General features: G+C 38.1%; 19 protein-coding genes. All 19 read right to left on the minus strand.

The window, feature by feature from the left end; translation table 11 throughout:
* Window positions 1-82 precede the first annotated feature (82 nt).
* Entirely contained in the window at window positions 83-319 is a 237-nt protein-coding gene (locus AC4BHP_RS07545) for a hypothetical protein (protein ID WP_490551811.1), read from the minus strand.
* Entirely contained in the window at window positions 283-1,416 is a 1,134-nt protein-coding gene (locus tag AC4BHP_RS07550) for a flagellar assembly protein A (RefSeq protein ID WP_490551812.1), read from the minus strand. Before AC4BHP_RS07550 ends, AC4BHP_RS07545 begins: the two co-directional genes overlap by 37 nt.
* A 24-nt stretch (window positions 1,417-1,440) precedes the next feature.
* The gene (locus AC4BHP_RS07555) at window positions 1,441-2,214 is read right to left on the minus strand and encodes a FliA/WhiG family RNA polymerase sigma factor (RefSeq protein WP_139891233.1); all 774 of its coding nucleotides are present in this window, start codon (window positions 2,212-2,214) and stop codon (window positions 1,441-1,443) included.
* Window positions 2,215-2,322: 108 nt separating this feature from the next.
* Window positions 2,323-2,826 carry a chemotaxis protein CheD gene (locus AC4BHP_RS07560; RefSeq protein WP_490551813.1) on the minus strand — a complete coding sequence of 168 codons (504 nt, stop codon included), beginning with the start codon at window positions 2,824-2,826 and terminating at the stop codon, window positions 2,323-2,325.
* A complete protein-coding gene (locus AC4BHP_RS07565; protein ID WP_066100392.1) occupies window positions 2,823-3,461 on the minus strand; it encodes a chemotaxis protein CheC in 639 nt (212 codons plus the stop codon). The genes AC4BHP_RS07560 and AC4BHP_RS07565 overlap by 4 nt, the downstream gene beginning before the upstream one ends.
* 18 nt (window positions 3,462-3,479) lie before the next feature.
* Complete coding sequence (locus AC4BHP_RS07570; RefSeq protein WP_066100398.1) at window positions 3,480-3,941, minus strand: chemotaxis protein CheW; 462 nt, start codon at window positions 3,939-3,941, stop codon at window positions 3,480-3,482.
* A 29-nt stretch (window positions 3,942-3,970) separates the two neighbouring features.
* Window positions 3,971-6,010 carry a chemotaxis protein CheW gene (locus AC4BHP_RS07575; protein WP_490552003.1) on the minus strand — a complete coding sequence of 680 codons (2,040 nt, stop codon included), beginning with the start codon at window positions 6,008-6,010 and terminating at the stop codon, window positions 3,971-3,973.
* 12 nt (window positions 6,011-6,022) lie between these two features.
* Window positions 6,023-7,117 carry a protein-glutamate methylesterase/protein-glutamine glutaminase gene (locus AC4BHP_RS07580; protein WP_066100401.1) on the minus strand — a complete coding sequence of 365 codons (1,095 nt, stop codon included), beginning with the start codon at window positions 7,115-7,117 and terminating at the stop codon, window positions 6,023-6,025.
* Between the two features lie 3 nt (window positions 7,118-7,120).
* Window positions 7,121-7,984 (minus strand): MinD/ParA family protein, encoded by an 864-nt coding sequence (locus AC4BHP_RS07585; protein ID WP_490551814.1) that lies wholly within the window; start codon window positions 7,982-7,984, stop codon window positions 7,121-7,123.
* Window positions 7,977-9,149 carry a flagellar biosynthesis GTPase FlhF gene (gene flhF / locus AC4BHP_RS07590; RefSeq protein WP_139891237.1) on the minus strand — a complete coding sequence of 391 codons (1,173 nt, stop codon included), beginning with the start codon at window positions 9,147-9,149 and terminating at the stop codon, window positions 7,977-7,979. Before flhF ends, AC4BHP_RS07585 begins: the two co-directional genes overlap by 8 nt.
* A complete protein-coding gene (flhA, locus tag AC4BHP_RS07595; protein WP_066100412.1) occupies window positions 9,146-11,182 on the minus strand; it encodes a flagellar biosynthesis protein FlhA in 2,037 nt (678 codons plus the stop codon). Before flhA ends, flhF begins: the two co-directional genes overlap by 4 nt.
* Window positions 11,183-11,293: 111 nt before the next feature.
* Window positions 11,294-12,376 (minus strand): flagellar biosynthesis protein FlhB, encoded by a 1,083-nt coding sequence (gene flhB, locus AC4BHP_RS07600; RefSeq protein WP_490551815.1) that lies wholly within the window; start codon window positions 12,374-12,376, stop codon window positions 11,294-11,296.
* A 1-nt stretch (window position 12,377) separates the two neighbouring features.
* Window positions 12,378-13,154, minus strand: a complete 777-nt coding sequence (gene fliR, locus AC4BHP_RS07605) for a flagellar biosynthetic protein FliR (RefSeq protein ID WP_139891239.1) — start codon at window positions 13,152-13,154, stop codon at window positions 12,378-12,380.
* 3 nt (window positions 13,155-13,157) lie between these two features.
* The gene (gene fliQ, locus AC4BHP_RS07610) at window positions 13,158-13,427 is read right to left on the minus strand and encodes a flagellar biosynthesis protein FliQ (RefSeq protein ID WP_066100423.1); all 270 of its coding nucleotides are present in this window, start codon (window positions 13,425-13,427) and stop codon (window positions 13,158-13,160) included.
* A 15-nt stretch (window positions 13,428-13,442) separates the two neighbouring features.
* The gene (gene fliP / locus AC4BHP_RS07615) at window positions 13,443-14,108 is read right to left on the minus strand and encodes a flagellar type III secretion system pore protein FliP (protein ID WP_066100426.1); all 666 of its coding nucleotides are present in this window, start codon (window positions 14,106-14,108) and stop codon (window positions 13,443-13,445) included.
* Window positions 14,101-14,787: a flagellar biosynthetic protein FliO gene (locus AC4BHP_RS07620; protein WP_490552005.1), complete on the minus strand. Its 687-nt coding sequence runs from the start codon at window positions 14,785-14,787 to the stop codon at window positions 14,101-14,103. Before AC4BHP_RS07620 ends, fliP begins: the two co-directional genes overlap by 8 nt.
* Window positions 14,788-14,811: 24 nt before the next feature.
* Window positions 14,812-15,174 carry a response regulator gene (locus tag AC4BHP_RS07625; RefSeq protein WP_139891240.1) on the minus strand — a complete coding sequence of 121 codons (363 nt, stop codon included), beginning with the start codon at window positions 15,172-15,174 and terminating at the stop codon, window positions 14,812-14,814.
* A gap of 16 nt (window positions 15,175-15,190) precedes the next feature.
* Window positions 15,191-16,417, minus strand: coding sequence for a flagellar motor switch phosphatase FliY (gene fliY / locus AC4BHP_RS07630; RefSeq protein ID WP_139891241.1), 1,227 nt, complete (start codon window positions 16,415-16,417; stop codon window positions 15,191-15,193).
* Window positions 16,414-17,406, minus strand: coding sequence for a flagellar motor switch protein FliM (fliM, locus tag AC4BHP_RS07635; RefSeq protein WP_140461273.1), 993 nt, complete (start codon window positions 17,404-17,406; stop codon window positions 16,414-16,416). The genes fliY and fliM overlap by 4 nt, the downstream gene beginning before the upstream one ends.
* Between the last annotated feature and the right edge of the window lie 30 nt (window positions 17,407-17,436).

Here is a 17,436-nt window from a genome sequence, read left to right on the forward strand (position 1 = left end):
CTAGATTTTACCTGCATCCTGCGTTCTGGGTATTGCAACTTGCAATTCAATCGCTTTTAAACTCATGATTCATTGCCCCCTTTTAGAGCGGATAAACAGATATCTCGTTTCCCTTATCAGTAAATCTCACTGACTGGTAATTTTGATTCAGAGGCATGCTATACTTACCCATTTTTATATAAAGATTAGGGTAGCATGCACCGTTAATAATTAATTCCTCATCGATTTGCAGCTCATAATCTAACATTAATCTCTCTTGCTTAAGTTTTTTCATTTCATCCACTAAAAAATCTTTTGTTTTCCTTTGTTTTTCCAGCAAAAGAGCATCCTTTTTGTCATTCGATAACCTTGTTTTTCTTCAAGCTTCACAGCTATATACGAGAGTTTCGAGAGTGTTTTTTGCATTTTTTGATAACGAGAATCCAAATCCTGCTTAATCATTTCAATTGCATCATTATTTCCGATATGTATTTCAGTACGTGTATAGTGTAAATTCCCTGCATCCATCAGTTCCACTCTCTTGCCAGCCCTTAAAACTCCGCCTATTAGATGTCCTTTTTTACAGGTAACAGATTTCATGGAAGTTACAAAACTATGGAGAATGGCATGTTGAATAATGATATTACCGCTTGATATTACATTTGCATAGTTTATGTATAAGGCGTATAGATCTCCGCCTGTTCGAATACTGCAATTCTTTTCCCCAGTAATTCCGCCCTTGACAAAAACCGAGCCGCCAACATTAATGTCTGATCCCTCAATCATACCGAAAACTTTTAAATCGCCACCGCACGAAATCGTATAACCGACGGGTATATTGCCCTCAATATACACATTTCCAACAAAATCAATATTGCCTACCTCCAGGCTCAAATCTCCTTTTACATAAAAAACAGGATTAACCTGTATAGTATGACCTACTATACTGATTTGTCCGTTAATCGTTGAATAGAGGCTTGATTCATGTTCAATGACATTGGGTCCCAATTTATAGACGGCTCTTTTGCCTGGTTTCGGTTTGATTTCATTTCCGAAAATATCCATTCCAAATAGACCATAAGTTGGTTGAGATGCAGCCGCAATTTTATCTCCTGTAGAGATGGATGGGATATCCATTACATTTCGGAAGTTAAACGGTTGCTCCCCTGTGTCTATTCCCTTTGTATATTCGAGTTTTAATTCTCCATCCTGTCCGTTTTCCGGTAATTTCCCTTCAGCAATCAATAAAGGAAAAACAACCTGCTCCGTATTCAGTAAATGTACTTTTGTTTCCTTTTTTATGCCAAAGATAATCGGCAAAGAAACAAGCCATTCATCTATTTGTCTATCAGAAACCGATTGTGCCTGATTCCCTATAGGTATAATCCAGGCCTTCATTTTATCTTGGGAAACCTCTAGTTTATATGGAAAATCCATTATTCCACTCCCAAACCAATAGCTTTAGCGGTAGATTGTTTTTGCTAATAACTCTTTTAATTTAAATAGTGCACGTGAATGTATTTGTGAAATTCTCGAAGTCGATAGCTTCAAAATGTAGCCGATCTCTGTAAGAGTCAGCTCCTGCCGATAAAATAAGTCCAACACTAATTGTTCTTTTTCACTTAGCCTATGAATGAGGTCTCCCATCTCTTTGAGCAATTCTTTTTTAACAAGGGCTTCTTCAGGAGATAGCATGCGCTCGTCTTTCACTGTATACGATTGCGCTTCCTGTTCCGAGTGAGTATCATGCGGCTGTTCATCCATTGATAAAATATTGGAAAAGAAATTCTCATTCGTGATTTTGACAACCTCATCCTCTGTAATCCCTAATTCTTCAGCAATTTCAACAGGTGTGATATTACGCATATTCTTCTGCTCTAACGCTTCTATAGTCGAATCTATTAATTTTGCTTTTTCTCTCGTACTTCTTGGCAACCAATCTTCTTTACGCAATCCATCTATAATGGCTCCCCTAATTCGAAAGGAAGCATAGGTCTCAAATTTTAAATCACGGGATGGGTCGAATTTTTCTAAAGCATCAAATAGACCCATATTCGCTAAACTTCTTATATCATCTCTATTCACATTTTTAGGCAGGTTCACTGAAATTCGTTGTACATGATAACTGACCAATGGCAAGTATTTTTTTGCCAATATGTCTCCAGCCTGCGCGTCCCGGCCTTCAAGCCATTTATGCCAATACGTCTGTTCTTCACCGGTATTCACTTGAGACATTTTGACCCTCCCCTTAGTTGGTTTATTATGGTAATTAAATTGTAACAAAAAACAACAGATATACATCCGACAAATTTCCCTTAATTTCGCTCTTTACCGAATGAAAACTTAAATAGAGCAGGAACCCTGATTAACCGTACGAATGTGCAATATACTTGTAATCGGATTAAATTCAATTGTTCTTCCACTGTTTCCGCCAACATCTTCAGCAATTATCTGGATATGATTTTCCATAAGCTGAATTTTCACAGCATCTACATTTCGCGGTCCGATTCTCATCAGATCACTTCCTGAACTGAATTGAAACATTTGCGCTCCACCTGCAAGTTTTGCCTTGAGCAATTGACTTTTTATTCCCTTATTCTTGAATTGTTTAATAAGCTCTGGTATTGCAGTATCTGCATATTTTGCTTTATTCAATGTTTTACCTCTGGCAAGTGAGGAATCCGGCAGCATAACATGAACCATTCCTGCTATCTGTTGAGATGGGCAGTAAAGGACAACACCAACACAAGATCCAAGACCGGCTGTTCTAATAATGGAACCCTTATAAGCAAAATTCATATCTGCAATTCCAACGCGGATAATTTCCTGTTCGTGACGAGGATTCATTCCATATTCACTCCCAATGTGGAAAAGAGTGTATCAAATGATTCAGGATCAGGCAGTAAGAAAAAGTGCCCATTTACATCTTTTTCTTCTTTATTATCAGACGCGGTAAAATCCGTATCAATGATAATCGCATAATCGCCAACTTGGGAAAATTCCAGTAATCCATACCCGAGCAAGGCTCCCACCATATCAATCCCCAGCACAGGAACAGAAGGATATATTTTCATACCAGTAAAATCAGACAAGGAAGATAAATACGAGCCAGATAGAATATTGCCCATTTCTGTCAGGGCAGATAAAGAAATTTCATCATCCAATGAATGATCAAAGGAAATTTGATTGGAACCGGTCATTTGGTTAATAAATCTGGTTGCCTGCGATAAAGAAAGGATAAAATACATATTGCCGGTGATGTCACCTTCTATTCTCATGTAAACACTGGCTACAACATTATCCGCTCCTCCTGCAAGCTCCATTGTTTCGTCAAATGTTGCAATTTTCACGGAAGGGACACTCATCATAACCGGTTTGTTCACTAATAGAGATAAAGCAGTCGCAGCATTACCTGCACCGATATTACCAATTTCCTTTAAGGTATCCAGTTGGAGATGTGTTATGGAATCCAGATATGACATGTCCTGCCCGCCTTCTTCCTATATAGATTGTGTTGTTCCAAGTACTTGTAAAATTCGTTCGAGTTTGATTAATATCAACAAACGTTTATCAACCTTAACAACGCCATTTATAAAATCAATCTCCTGCATACCGATAACTTTAGGCTGCGGTTCAATTAAATCAGCCGGAAACTCTAAAACATCCCTGGCTGAATCAACAATCAATCCCACTTCAAATTCATTAAAGGAAATAATGATAATCCTTGAAGACTCATCATATTCTTTTTGCTCTAGGCCAAACCGCATTCGAAGGTCAATAATCGGTGTAATCGTCCCTTTAAGATTAATCACTCCCATCACAAAGGGTTCTACACCCGGAACTCTTGTAATAGTTGATACTTTTTCGATAGACATCACATACTCGACAGGTATTGCATATTCTTTATTCACTAACTCAAAGACTATAACTTTCTGCATCTGTCTATTATCATTGTCAGCCATATAAACTCCTCCTTATCTTACAGCCCTGCTTACTTAACAAGAGAATTGCAATCTATAATCAATGCAACTTGACCATCCCCGAGAATCGTAGCTCCTGAAACAGCGAAGACAGAATTTAAGTAATTACCCAATGATTTTAAAACGATTTCCTGCTGACCAATGAATGAATTGACAACTAACCCGGCCATCTTGTCTCCATTACGCACAATTACTAATGACAAAAAGTCTTCCTCCTCCCGACAACCAGGGATAGAAAGAATTGAATGCAGATACACGAGCGGGATAATCTTACCTCTAAAGTCAATGACATCTTGATTATGTGATCTTAATACTTCTTCTCTTTGGACGATATACGTTTCAATTATGGAAGATAAGGGAATTGCGTACTTTTCATCCTGAACTGCAACTAGCATGACTGATATGATTGATAAGGTAAGTGGCAATTTCACAGAAAAAATAGATCCATATCCTAGGCGTGAATTAATAGACACACTTCCACCAAGAGATTCGATGGTATTTTTCACAACATCTAAGCCAACCCCCCGGCCTGATATATCAGAAATCTCCTTAACTGTGGAAAAACCCGAAGCGAAAAGAAGTTCGTTTTTTTGACGTTCTGTCATGATTTCAGCTTGTTCTTCTGTAATAATTCCTTTATCCACTGCTTTTGTTACAACCACATCTGTATTAATACCAGCGCCATCATCTTCTATTTCTATAAAAACGTGGTTGCCACTATGATAAGCCTTCAGGATGACTGTACCCTCTTCAGGCTTGCCCTTGTCCCGTCTAGCTTCCGGTGTTTCAATACCATGATCCAAAGCGTTTCGTAAAAGATGCAGCAGAGGATCACCAATTTCGTCAATAACAGTCCGGTCTAACTCCGTTTCCGCACCAATAATTTCAAGACGGATGTGTTTATTCAGATTACGCGCAAGCTGCCTGACCATACGCGGAAACCGATTAAAAACTGTTTCTACTGGTACCATCCTCATATTTAGGATTATTGTTTGCATATCACCAGAAATTCTTGTCATATGTTCAACTGTTTCAAACAGCTCTGCATCTTTTAAATCCTTCGAAATTTGTTCGAGTCTTCCGCGATCAATCACTAACTCTTCAAATAGATTCATTAATATGTCAAGGCGCTCAATATTGACCCGTATCGTCTTACTATGAGCCACTGCAGTATTAACAGAGGAAGCTTTTTCATCTTCCTTACCCTTTACCTGCTTTGTTGAATGCACCTGCAGCTGATTCGCATTTTCCAGATCCTTTGTGGCTTTATATTCCTGATTCTTAGATGTCTTATTCGGCACCAGCGAAACTCGTACAGACTCAAGCTCTGATACTTTTAAGATTCTCTGTTCGATATCTTTTGCAGATTGTTTTGATAGGATCGTTGCCGTAAACTCCTGCCCAAAATCTTCTTCCTCAAGAACATCGACGGGAGGAACCGACTTAATTACTTCTCCCAGTTCAGCAAAAATTTCATAAACCATAAAAACACGGACTGCTTTTAAGATACAATCATCATTTAAAATTACCTTAACAGAGTAAGCTTTAAAGCCTTGGTCGATTGATTGTTCCATGACCGCCCATTCGTATTCGTCATAAATATCCGCACGGGATTCCATTTCTACCGGAGCACCAGGATGTTCTCTATCTGCAGAACCTATCATAACGATTTGACCTGCTACTATGTTTTCTAAATTTTCTATTGTTAAAGAGACATCTCTTTTTCCGTTTCCACCATCTGCAACCGATAAAACCATTGCTTCCAAATCATCAACAGCTAAAAATACAATGTCTAAAATGTCGGTATTAACTTTTATTCGCTGATTTCGGATCTCATCCAACACATTTTCCATTTGATGAGTTAATCGTGCTAAATCATCAAAACCCATTGTCGCAGACATTCCTTTTAATGTATGGGCTGACCTAAAAATTTCATGCACAATCATGACATCATCAGGATTTTTTTCGAGCTCCAATAATAGTTCATTACAAGTTTGTAAGTGTTCCTTGCTTTCTTCTATAAAAACCTCTAAATATTGATCTAAATCCAAGCTCATTTACCTTCACCTCTCACCCTTACAAATTTCATTCAATACTCCAGCTATATGACCTAGAGGAATTATTTCATCCACCAATCCCGTAGCGATTGCCGCTTTTGGCATACCATAGACCACACAAGTTTCTTCAGATTCAGCAATAATTCTGGACTTTTTAAACTTTCTTAAATTCATAATTCCCTTCGTACCATCTGATCCCATACCTGTCATAATAACGGCTACACATTCGTATACAGGGGGCAGTTCGGAAACTGAATCAAACAAGACATCCACCGATGGACGGTGGCCATTAACGGAATTAGTTTTATCCAATTTGGCAATCAGCACACCAGCTTGAACTGAAGCTTTTAAATGAAATCCACCAGGTGCAATATAGGCTGTTCCATTACATAAAATTTCTCCCTCTTCAGCTTCCTTCACAGTTATTTCTGACAACTCATTTAGTCTCTCAGCCAAGTGTTTTGTAAACCCTTCCGGCATATGCTGTACAATGAGAATAGGTACCGTATTCTTTTTAAGTAATGGCAATACGGTATACAGTGCTCGCGGTCCTCCCGTCGAGGTTCCGATACAAATAATTTTTTGGAAGGGAACATCCGTATTTTTTTCATTGACATTTTCAGTCAGATTCAGTTCCTGTGAAATTTCAGCGATTGGCGGCACATTCATCAGGCGATTATTTTGATCAAACACGCTCATATTTACTTTGGCAGCCTCTTTCACTTTCTGAATCATTAGACTCTTAATTCTGTGTAAATCCTGTGAAAATGAACCAGAGGGCTTTTCGATAAAATTGACTGCACCAAGCTTCATGCTCTCCATAATCATATCTACACCCGATCTGTTAGTACCGGAAAGCATAACCACAGGCATTGGATTTTTTTCCATGATTACCTGCAATGTCGTTATACCGTCCATTACAGGCATTTCTATATCCAGTGTAATGACATCAGGTTTCAGCTTTTCCATTTTCAAAAGCCCATCTGCTCCATTTCTAGCAATGCCCACCACTTCAATTTGTTCATCTTCTTGTAAAAATTCAGTTATCAACTTTCTCATAAAAGGTGAATCTTCAATGATTAGAACTTTAATAGCAGCCAAATCTTAAGCCTGCCTTTCGAAAAGAAAATTCTTCATCTTTTTCATAAACGAAGCAGGTGAATTGCCCTCTTTATCCACGCTTCCCATATACTGAGCAATGATTTTGTTTAGTGCTTCACTAGATGGAGCCCGAGAATTCAAGAGGATAAATGGAATTTGTCTTATGACTGCTTTTTGTACCGTTTTATCATCTGGCAAAATCCCAAGTGCCACGATTTCTTTATGTAAAAACTGTTGCGCAGCTCTCGTTAAACGTAAAATGACCTCATTGCCTTCTTTCCGGCTTGAAGCCCGGTTACAGAGAAGATAGAACGGTGCATCCGTTCTGCTAACAAGATATTTCATCATGGAATAAGCATCCGTTATTGCCGTTGGCTCTGGTGTTGTAATATAAATCAATTCATTCGCAGAAACGATAAATTGCAAGGATTGTTCTGATATTCCCGCACCCATATCCAAAATAATAAAATCATATTCTTCCAGAATGCTTTGAAATTGATGGCTAAAGTGAGCAAATTGTTTTTGATCCATTTTAAAAAAATTTGTTAAACCTGTACTCCCAGGAATATAATGGATTCCTTCAGGCCCAGCAGAAATAGCCATCCTTAGAGGGATCCCCTCATTAAAATGATTTGCTATTGTATATCTGCCCGTTTGGCCTATTAAGATATTGATATTTCCCATTCCTACATTAATATCTATAATCAATACTTTTTTATTTTGCTTAGCGAGTCCAATTGAAAAATTTAATGAAAAATTGGATTTACCGACTCCGCCTTTTCCACTTACAACTGCAATTACTTTGGCAGATGACTCTTCTTTTTTATATTGTATCTTTTGTCGAAGCAGTTCCGCTTGGTCATACATATAAATGACCTCCACATACCATTTTGACAATTTTGTCCGGGGTGGCAGCAATAATATCATCGGGAACATCTTGTCCATTTGTCATATAAATAACTGGAACATGATGTTTAAGAATAAAATTCACCACGGAACCATGATAGGCAGTTTCATCTAATTTGGTAAAAATAGCTCCGTGAATGGGTATTATGGAAAACTGGTTATAGATCGCTGTCATATCAATCTCTTTGGAAGTAGCGGAAAGGACAAGATATGTCAGCATATCGATATTAAAATCAATCAGCCCTTTAAGTTCCTCAACAAATTCCTGATTTCGAAAATTTCTGCCTGCTGTATCTATAAATACATGATCGTAATGGGCAAAACGCTCAGCAGCTTGTTTAAAATCATCACTGTTATACGCCACTTCGACTGGTACTCTCAATATCTCTGCATATGTTTTCAATTGTTCAATAGCTGCGATTCGATAGGTGTCCGTAGTGATGAACGCAATTTTTTTATTATGCTTAATCACATATTCAGCTGCAATTTTTGCAATTGTAGTGGTTTTCCCAACACCAGTCGGACCTACAATATTTATATATTTTCTCTTAAATAATTGCTCACCATTAACGGCAAAATTCTTTAATTGTTCAAGTAAGTAGATATGGACCAGCTCTGATAGGTCCGCCTTAGTTATTTCAGCAGACCTTTGATTATTCCTCCATTTTCCCAATAGATACTCCAACAGTTTGTCGATTATATGCTTATCCAACTCCATTACAACAAGCTGATGGTGTAATTCTCTTAATGGATCTGGAAAGTGATTGTATTTGGATTCTAGTGATAACATTTGTTTCATATCGTGCAATTTTTTAAGTATTTCATTAGATGGGTTATCGATATCTTTTTTTGTTGAATTGGAAAATTGAACAGGTTGTTCAATTGATTCCTTTTTTATGGATGGAATCGTATCTTTATTTACCTTCGTGAATGTTGTTTTTTTACTTTCCACTGAATCGGTATCCAATGCGGCAATCACTTCAAATGATTTCTTTTTAAATAGACCAAGAATACCATTGCTATTGACTACTTTTGAATTTAATATGACGGCATCATTTCCAAATTCCGCCCGTATTTTACTCATCACTTCTTGCATGGATATCCCTGTAAACTTCTTCACATTCATTCAGCATTCACCACCCCTACACTTTGTACCTCTATATTTGCTTCCAATTCGTTATATGATAGCACCGGAAGCTGCGGGAAATATCTCTCTGTCAGCTGGCGCACATACATCCTTACAGCTGGTGAACATAACAATACAGGTGCCTGATCAAGTAAGGCATGCTCCTCCAGCTTTCCTGCTACTGATTCAAGGATTTTCTGTGAGTTAGTCGGATCTAGCGATAGATAATTACCTTGTTCTGTCTGTTGAACACTGTCGGCAACGATTTTTTCAACTCTTCCAGAAAGAGTTAACACTTTTAAATTATCACCCGTTACATATTGGTTTGTGATTTGACGGGCAAGTGCCTGTCTAACATATTCCGCTAAAATGTCAGTATCATTTGTCATCCTTCCAAAATCAGCTAAGGTTTCAAAAATAACTGGTAGGTTCCTAATTGAGACCTTTTCTCTCAATAATTTAGCCAGAACTTTTTGTATATCACCTACAGATAAAGGATTAGGCGTAACTTCTTCTATTAAAATTGGTGCAGACTCTCTGAGATGCTCAATTAATTGTTTTGTTTCCTGACGCCCAATCAAATCAGCTGCATTTGTTTTAATGACTTCAGTAATATGTGTGGAAACAACTGATGGTGGATCCACAACGGTATAGCCTAGCATTTCAGCATATTCCTTGGTCTCTTCCGTAATCCACTTGGCCGGCAGCCCAAAGGAAGGTTCTATCGTATCAATTCCTTCAATAGAATCATCATCCATTCCTGGAGCCATCGCTAAATAGTGATCTAACAAAAGCTCACCCCTGGCCATTTCAGCACCTTTAATTTTCAGCCTATATTCATTAGGCTTAAGCTGAATATTATCTCTGATTCTTACAACGGGTATAACAAGACCCAATTCAATAGCAAGCTGCCTGCGAATCATAACCACCCTGTCCAAAAGGTCTCCGCCCTGATTGGCATCCGCTAATGGAATTAACCCATAACCGAATTCAAACTCAATCGGATCAATACTGAGAAGACTAATGACGCTTTCCGGACTTTTCATTTCTTCCGCTTCTGCGGTATCATCTGGTTCCAGTTCAGAAACAGTGCTTTCTTTTTGTTGAATAGATGTAGCTTTATAAGCCCCCAAAGCCAATAGACCAGAAATAAATAATGTTAGAAAATTATTAATCGGTGTAAAAAGCCCTAATAACAGAATAGTTCCGGCAGCAATATACAGCATTTGTGGATAAGCAAAAAGCTGAGATGTAATATCTGAAGCAAGATTGCCATCTGATGCTGCTCTCGTCACGATAATACCTGTCGCAGTTGAAATCAGTAAGGCTGGCACCTGACTGACAATCCCGTCCCCTACAGATAAAAGTGAAAATTTCACAGCCGCCTCACCAAATGATAAATCCATTTGCATAACACCGATAATCATTCCGAATATCAGGTTGATTAAGACAATAATAATACTGGCTATGGCGTCACCTTTAACAAACTTGCTGGCACCATCCATCGAACCAAAAAAATCAGCTTCTCTCGACACCTTATCACGTCTGGTTCTCGCCTCTTGTTCAGAAATCATTCCGGCATTTAAATCGGCATCAATACTCATTTGTTTACCTGGCATTGCATCAAGCGTAAATCGGGCTGCCACCTCTGCTACACGTTCAGCCCCTTTTGTAATGACAATGAATTGAATAATGATTAAGATTAGGAAAACGACCAATCCAACGATCACTTGACCGCCAACTACAAAGTCACCGAATACATGAACGACTCCACCGGCATCCCCGTGTGTCAGGATTGCTCTAGTCGTAGAAATATTAAGGCCGAGTCTAAATAACGTGAGGAGCAACAGTAAGGAAGGGAAAATAGAAAATTGCAAAGGTTCCTGTGTATTCATTGAAGTCAATAATACTAATAAGGCAAGAGAAATATTGACCATGATTAAAAAACTTATCAACCATGTTGGTAAAGGGATAATTAACATGGCTACAATCATTATGACGGCTATTAAAACTGATAAATCTCTTGCTCGCATGCTACTTCTCTCCTAACGGGTAATTAATAGAACGTGAATCTATCAATATCTTAGATTAATTATGCTAACTATAATCAAACGGCAAAAATGATATCAGGCTAATCATATTTCCTACGACTTGCCTTTCAGTTTATAGACGTACGCAAGAATCTCAGCCACTCCTTTGTAAAACTCTTCAGGGATTGCCTGACCGATATCTGCCTGATTGTACAATGCTCTTGCTAATGGTCTGTTTTCCATCATCGGAATATCATTTTCTTTAGCGACAAGCTTTATTTTCTGGGCAACAAAATCCAGCCCTTTTCCTACTACATATGGTGCATCCAGCTGATTTTCGTCATATTTTAAAGCAATCGCATAGTGGGTCGGATTCGTAATTACTACATCAGCTTTTGGTATCTCCTGCATCATTCTCGACATGGCCATTTCTCTTTGTTTTTGCTTGATTCGAGACTTTATTATCGGATCTCCTTCGATTGTTTTATACTCTTGTTTAATTTCCTGTTTGGACATTCGAATGCTCTTTTCAAAATCGAAACGTTGATAAAGATAGTCCAACAGGGCTAAAAACAATAAAGCTCCCGAAGCAAACAAACCGGTTTTGACTGTAATATCTGCAAGTGTAATTAAGGATGCCCCCATCGTTTTAGTTGAAAGCATCATAATTTCATCCAACCGCGACCAAATAGAATAAAAGGTTATAACTCCAATGACCGTAATCTTTAATATAGATTTGAGCATTTCGACGAGCGCTCTCATTGAAAAAATCTGTTTAAACCCTTTTATTGGGTCAATTTTTTCAAGCTTAAATTGTATAGTTTCGGTTGAAAACATGGCTCCTACCTGCGCAAAATTAGCGATAATTCCGGCTATAAAAGCCGCTAACATAATAGGTCCCAAGATAATAGCCATTTGTTTAAGAAGTTCAATAAACATTAAATATAAATCCGCTTCTGAATATGAGAAGGTAGCAGATAGATTGATTGGATACTTAAAAATAACTAGTAATCTATCTTTTAAAAAACCACCTGCTATATATAAAATGAGAAATACCCCTAACAAAACAACTGCTGTATTGATATCCTGACTTTTGGCAACCTGCCCTTTTTTCCTTGCATCCTGTCTTTTTTTAGGAGTAGCCTTCTCTGTTTTCTCCCCTGAAAAAAATTGCAAATCCAGTTTTAGTAGGCTCATTCTAACTTCCTCCAAGCAGATGCATAAGCGAACGCATTCCTTCCAATGTTGTATTCAAAAGCCCTTTTACCAGAAGTAAGATGGTTCCCATCGTAATAGTTAACAAAATTAAACTGACAAATATTTTGATTGGAAAACCAATAACAAATATATTCATTTGCGGCACCGTTCTTGCTACAATACCTAGTGCTATATCTACCAAAAACAAACTTCCAACAATTGGGATAGACATTTGAAAAGCAATGATAAATGACTGTGTAAAGAATTGAATCATCAATGTGAGGATTTGCTCATTTCCAAACGGAAGAAAATCTGTTGACAAAGGGATGAATTCATAGCTGTAAAAAATTCCGTCCAATAACAAATGATGTCCGTCAATCGCCAGCAAAAAAAGGAGTGCAAATGTATAAAGATATTGACCCATTAAGGGACTTTGAACCCCTGTCTGCGGATCAATGACATTAGCCATTGAAAAGCCCATCTGAAAATCAATGAATCCTCCGGCTGTTTGAACAGCTGAGAACATCATATACGCAAAAAAGCCAATCATTAATCCGACTAAGGCTTCTTTTAACACCAATAAAAGATATAAACCGTCAATTTCAAAGACTGGAGAAGATACCGTATAATACATAATCCAGGCGAGCAGAGCACTGATTCCTAAGCGATGCTGTGCAGGAATCGTTCTATATGAAAAGATAGGCATTGTCATAAAAAAGGATGCAAGACGTACAAAAATCAATAAGTATACACTAAATTTGGGAACAATCTCTTCCATAGCCTATCCTACAAACTTCGTTAGATTATTAAAAATGTCAGCCGTGTAAGAGAGCATTTTACTCAGCATCCATGGCCCAAAAAATACAATGCCCAACAAAACAGCGACGATTTTCGGAATAAAAGCTAACGTTTGCTCCTGGATTTGTGTGGTCGCCTGAAAAATACTGACAATTAAACCAATCCCAAGAGCTAGGATCAGTAAGGGAGCACTTATGATTAATACAGTATAAATCCCCTTTTCAGCCAACGAAATTACTGCTTCTGATGTCATCTTTCTCTCACCTGCCTAAAAACTTTGTAATAAAGATTTAACAACTAAATACCATCCATCGACCATCACAAACAGTAAGATTTTAAAGGGTAATGAGATCATGACCGGCGGTAGCATCATCATACCCATGGACATTAGAACACTCGCCACAATCATGTCTATCACCAGAAATGGGATAAAAATCATGAAGCCAATTTGAAAGGCTGTTTTCATTTCACTGATCGCGAATGCAGGTACCAGCGTAGTTAAAGAAATATCTTCAATTGATTCAGGTGTATCCGCCTTAGAATATTCCAGGAATAGCTGTAAATCCTTTTGCCTTGTATGTTTACTCATAAACTCCTTAAAGGGCCCTGCTGCCTTTTCATATGCTTCTTCCAGCTTTATTTCATCCTTAAAAAGCGGTTGAAGCGCCTCATCATTCACTTCAGATAAAACCGGTGCCATTACAAAAAATGTAATGAAGAGCGATAATCCGATCAACACTTGTGTAGGGGGCATTTGCTGTGTCGATAAAGCTGTCCTTACAAAGCCCAGAACAATAACAATTCTTGTAAAACAGGTCATTAAAATTAAAATGCTTGGTGCAAGAGAAAGAACCGTTAATAACAGGAGCAGCTTAACTGATGTAGAAACGGTATCGGCATCCCCACTGCTAAAGAGAGTCATTAAGTCATTCATCTCGGTGTGTTCCTTTCTTGCTTATTTCTTTTGTAATCTGTTTGCGGTCTTCCTTTAGTTGTTTCAACTGTTCATTAAATTGACTTTTGAACGACTTCTCCGTTTGCCTGGAAGTTTTTATTTTCCATTTATCAATGAGCTTGCCTGCAAGGTCCATTGAGGCAATCTGAGTTTCTAATTTCTGATTATGTTCTTCAATTAGCTTGCTGTATTCTTCCTTATCATCAATCACATTGAGTAATTGAACCGAGTCTCCAACACCTACAATGTAGATTTTCTCCCCAACCCTTACCATCTGGACAGAGCGATTTCCACCTAACGGAGTCCCTCCCAGGTTTTCAATAGTTTGGCCGTGCTGATATCCACGATTCTTTTTATTAATGACGCGCAGAAGAATGTACATTAATCCAGCAACAAATAGTAGGGCGAATACCATTCTAAAGATATCTCCAATTGTAATTCCAATGTCATTTGTCTCATTTTCAGCTGAATCAGAGATACTGTTATTATTGGTCTGGTCGATATCCCCTGTCTCTGTCTTACGATCTTTAGTATTGTAATAACTGTCCACACTTTGGCTGCCATTGTCTGGCGCTGCATTTACTGCAATTTCTTTGAATGGTGCAGTAATGGCAAAACACAAAATGAAGAAAAGAATAACCTTTATATAGCTTGGCATCCGTTGCACGTTTACTTCCCCTCTTTACGATAAAGCTTTGCTGATTGCCTCCAAAACTCGGTCAGCTGCAAAAGGTTTTACAATAAAATCCTTTGCACCTGCCTGAATAGCATCAATAACCATTGCCTGCTGACCCATTGCCGAACACATAATAACCTTGGCATTTGGATTGATTTTGCGTATTTCTTTTAATGCTGTAATTCCGTCCATATCTGGCATCGTAATATCCATTGTGACCAAATCAGGATTTGTTTCTTTATATAGCTCAATAGCCTGATGACCATCCGCTCCTTCTCCCACAACATCATATCCATTCTTAACCAGGATATCTTTAATCATCATTCTCATAAATGCAGCATCATCGACTACTAAAATTTTGTGTGACATTCTTTCTTCCCCCAGCTTACTTTAATTTTTTCAGACGGTCAGTTCGGCTAATAATATCTGTAACCCGAACACCAAAATTTTCATCAATTACAACGACTTCTCCTTTGGCAATCAAACGCTTATTCACCAAAATATCGACCGGTTCACCGGCTAATTTATCCAATTCAATAATAGATCCTGATGATAGCTCAAGAATTTCTTTGACGGACCGATTCGTTCTTCCCAGTTCTACGGTTACCTGCAAAGGAATATCCAATAACATATTGAGGTTATTAACCTCTTTTTCATCTAACCGCTGCGTGTGCTCAAATTCAGAAAACGTGGCAGGCTGTACCTGAACCGGCTGGCTATAGGGAGCAGAATTCGTTCCTAGATATTGATTGCTTTGCATATTTATCTCTGTTTTACCTCCCAACAGTGCGTCGTTGATGTGCTCCGCTTGATACGATTGATCAGATGCCGTTTTAGCTACTCTCTCATTACTGGTTCTCACAGTTGGTTCCACTCCACTCATGGAATAGGCAGCTGGTTGATTCTGTTTAATTGTCTCTCCCATCTCAGGAGAAGTTTTCTTCATCAATTCATCTACTAAACTTCTGGCAAAATGCGCAGGCAATAATTGCATGATATAGGAATCTATTAAGTTCCCTATCGTTAATCTAAAAGACACTTTCACAAGCAAATCAGCTTTTGGAAAAACATCATGTCCAGAGCCTTCCATTAAATCTATAAGCTCTATGGATGGAGGCGAGATATCTACACGCTTATTAAAAACAGTCGACATGGAGGTTGCAGCAGAACCCATCATTTGATTCATCGCTTCCTGTACAGCGCTTAGATGAATCTCAGATAAATCCTCAGCTGGAGAATGCCCATCTCCACCCAGCATGAGGTCAGCAATAATAGCAGCATCTGTCTGCTTTATGACCAACAAATTAGAACCAATAAAACCATCTGTATATTCCACCTGAATGGCTACATATGGCTGTGGAAATTCTTCCACTAATTTTTCACTGGCAACTATAGAAACGCAAGGTGTCGTAATATCCACTTTGTGATTTAATAGTATAGATAAAGCAGTTGCTGAGCTTCCAAATGATATATTGCCAATTTCACCAAGAGCATCCTGTTCCATTGATGAAAAATAATCACCTATCGCTGGTGAAGCAGGAAACACTTCCTGATTAGAACTATCTAATAATGCATCAATTTCTTCCTGAGTAAGTCTTTCATTGTTCATCATTCTAAGCTTCCCCCTTTCAAGTTCTCCAATATTTGAATGCCTATCTTCTTATTTACCTTTCCTGCCTGTCCAAGGAATTTAGGAACATCTCCTATGGACAACACAATTGGGCTGTCTATTGGCTGACCTAATTCAATAACATCCCCCACAGTTAGATTTAAGAAGTCTTGGATTAAAATATCAGCAGTTCCCAATTGAGCAATCAGGGGTAACTCTGCTGTTCGAACTTGTTGTTCTATCGCTTGTACTTCATTTGGTTCTCTTTTCTTTTTGCTTGTATGCATCCAATAATGTACAGATAAATTAGGAATAATAGGCTCTAATACTACATGCGGTATACATATATTTATCATCCCGCTAACTTCACCGATTGTAATATTTAATGAAATTACAACCACCGTATCATTTGGGGAAACCATCTGTAAGAATTGTGGATTAACCTCAAACTCTGATAGCTCCGGGTTTATATCGGCTATGTTAGCCCACGCTTCCTTTAGATTCTCAAATGCACGTTCAAATAGATTGGACATAATTTTGGTTTCTATCTCTGTGAGGCTCTCAACTTTATTAAGACTTGAACCTCTGCCGCCTAATACACGATCGAGCATGGTATAAGCGATAATCGGATTAACTTCCATCAAGATTCGTCCATCTAAAGGAGGAACCTCAAAAACATTCATAATCGTCATTTTAGGAATTGAACGTATAAATTCTTCATACGGAAGCTGATCAGCTGTCGCAACATTGATATTGACATACGTGCGTAACTGCGCTGAAAAATAAGTGGTCAGTAAACGAGCAAAATTCTCATGTATTCTTGTTAAATTTCGAATTTGGTCTTTCGAAAACCGTAAAGCTCTTTTAAAATCATAAACTCTTACTTTTCTTTCATTCTCTTCCTTTTTCAATTCATCTGCATCCATTTCACCTGTTGAGAGGGCAGATAATAATGCATCAATTTCATTCTGTGATAAAACCTCGCCAGACAATCGAATCACCTCCGTAGTTTCAGATACTTT

Source organism: Pradoshia sp. Z4_20 (genome assembly GCF_058216035.1).

What these genes read in the sequence shown, in the direction of transcription:
- AC4BHP_RS07625 (WP_139891240.1), bottom strand. Translation starts at nt 15,174, where the DNA reads ATGTCACACAAAATTTTAGTAGTCGATGATGCTGCATTTATGAGAATG.
- AC4BHP_RS07550 (WP_490551812.1), bottom strand. Translation starts at nt 1,416, where the DNA reads ATGGATTTTCCATATAAACTAGAGGTTTCCCAAGATAAAATGAAGGCC.
- AC4BHP_RS07570 (WP_066100398.1), bottom strand. Translation starts at nt 3,941, where the DNA reads ATGGCTGACAATGATAATAGACAGATGCAGAAAGTTATAGTCTTTGAG.
- fliP (WP_066100426.1), bottom strand. Translation starts at nt 14,108, where the DNA reads ATGAATGACTTAATGACTCTCTTTAGCAGTGGGGATGCCGATACCGTT.
- AC4BHP_RS07555 (WP_139891233.1), bottom strand. Translation starts at nt 2,214, where the DNA reads ATGTCTCAAGTGAATACCGGTGAAGAACAGACGTATTGGCATAAATGG.
- flhF (WP_139891237.1), bottom strand. Translation starts at nt 9,149, where the DNA reads ATGAATGTGAAGAAGTTTACAGGGATATCCATGCAAGAAGTGATGAGT.
- AC4BHP_RS07585 (WP_490551814.1), bottom strand. Translation starts at nt 7,984, where the DNA reads ATGTATGACCAAGCGGAACTGCTTCGACAAAAGATACAATATAAAAAA.
- fliY (WP_139891241.1), bottom strand. Translation starts at nt 16,417, where the DNA reads ATGATGAACAATGAAAGACTTACTCAGGAAGAAATTGATGCATTATTA.
- AC4BHP_RS07560 (WP_490551813.1), bottom strand. Translation starts at nt 2,826, where the DNA reads ATGAATCCTCGTCACGAACAGGAAATTATCCGCGTTGGAATTGCAGAT.
- fliQ (WP_066100423.1), bottom strand. Translation starts at nt 13,427, where the DNA reads ATGACATCAGAAGCAGTAATTTCGTTGGCTGAAAAGGGGATTTATACT.
- flhB (WP_490551815.1), bottom strand. Translation starts at nt 12,376, where the DNA reads ATGAGCCTACTAAAACTGGATTTGCAATTTTTTTCAGGGGAGAAAACA.
- AC4BHP_RS07620 (WP_490552005.1), bottom strand. Translation starts at nt 14,787, where the DNA reads ATGCCAAGCTATATAAAGGTTATTCTTTTCTTCATTTTGTGTTTTGCC.
- AC4BHP_RS07565 (WP_066100392.1), bottom strand. Translation starts at nt 3,461, where the DNA reads ATGTCATATCTGGATTCCATAACACATCTCCAACTGGATACCTTAAAG.
- flhA (WP_066100412.1), bottom strand. Translation starts at nt 11,182, where the DNA reads ATGCGAGCAAGAGATTTATCAGTTTTAATAGCCGTCATAATGATTGTA.
- fliR (WP_139891239.1), bottom strand. Translation starts at nt 13,154, where the DNA reads ATGGAAGAGATTGTTCCCAAATTTAGTGTATACTTATTGATTTTTGTA.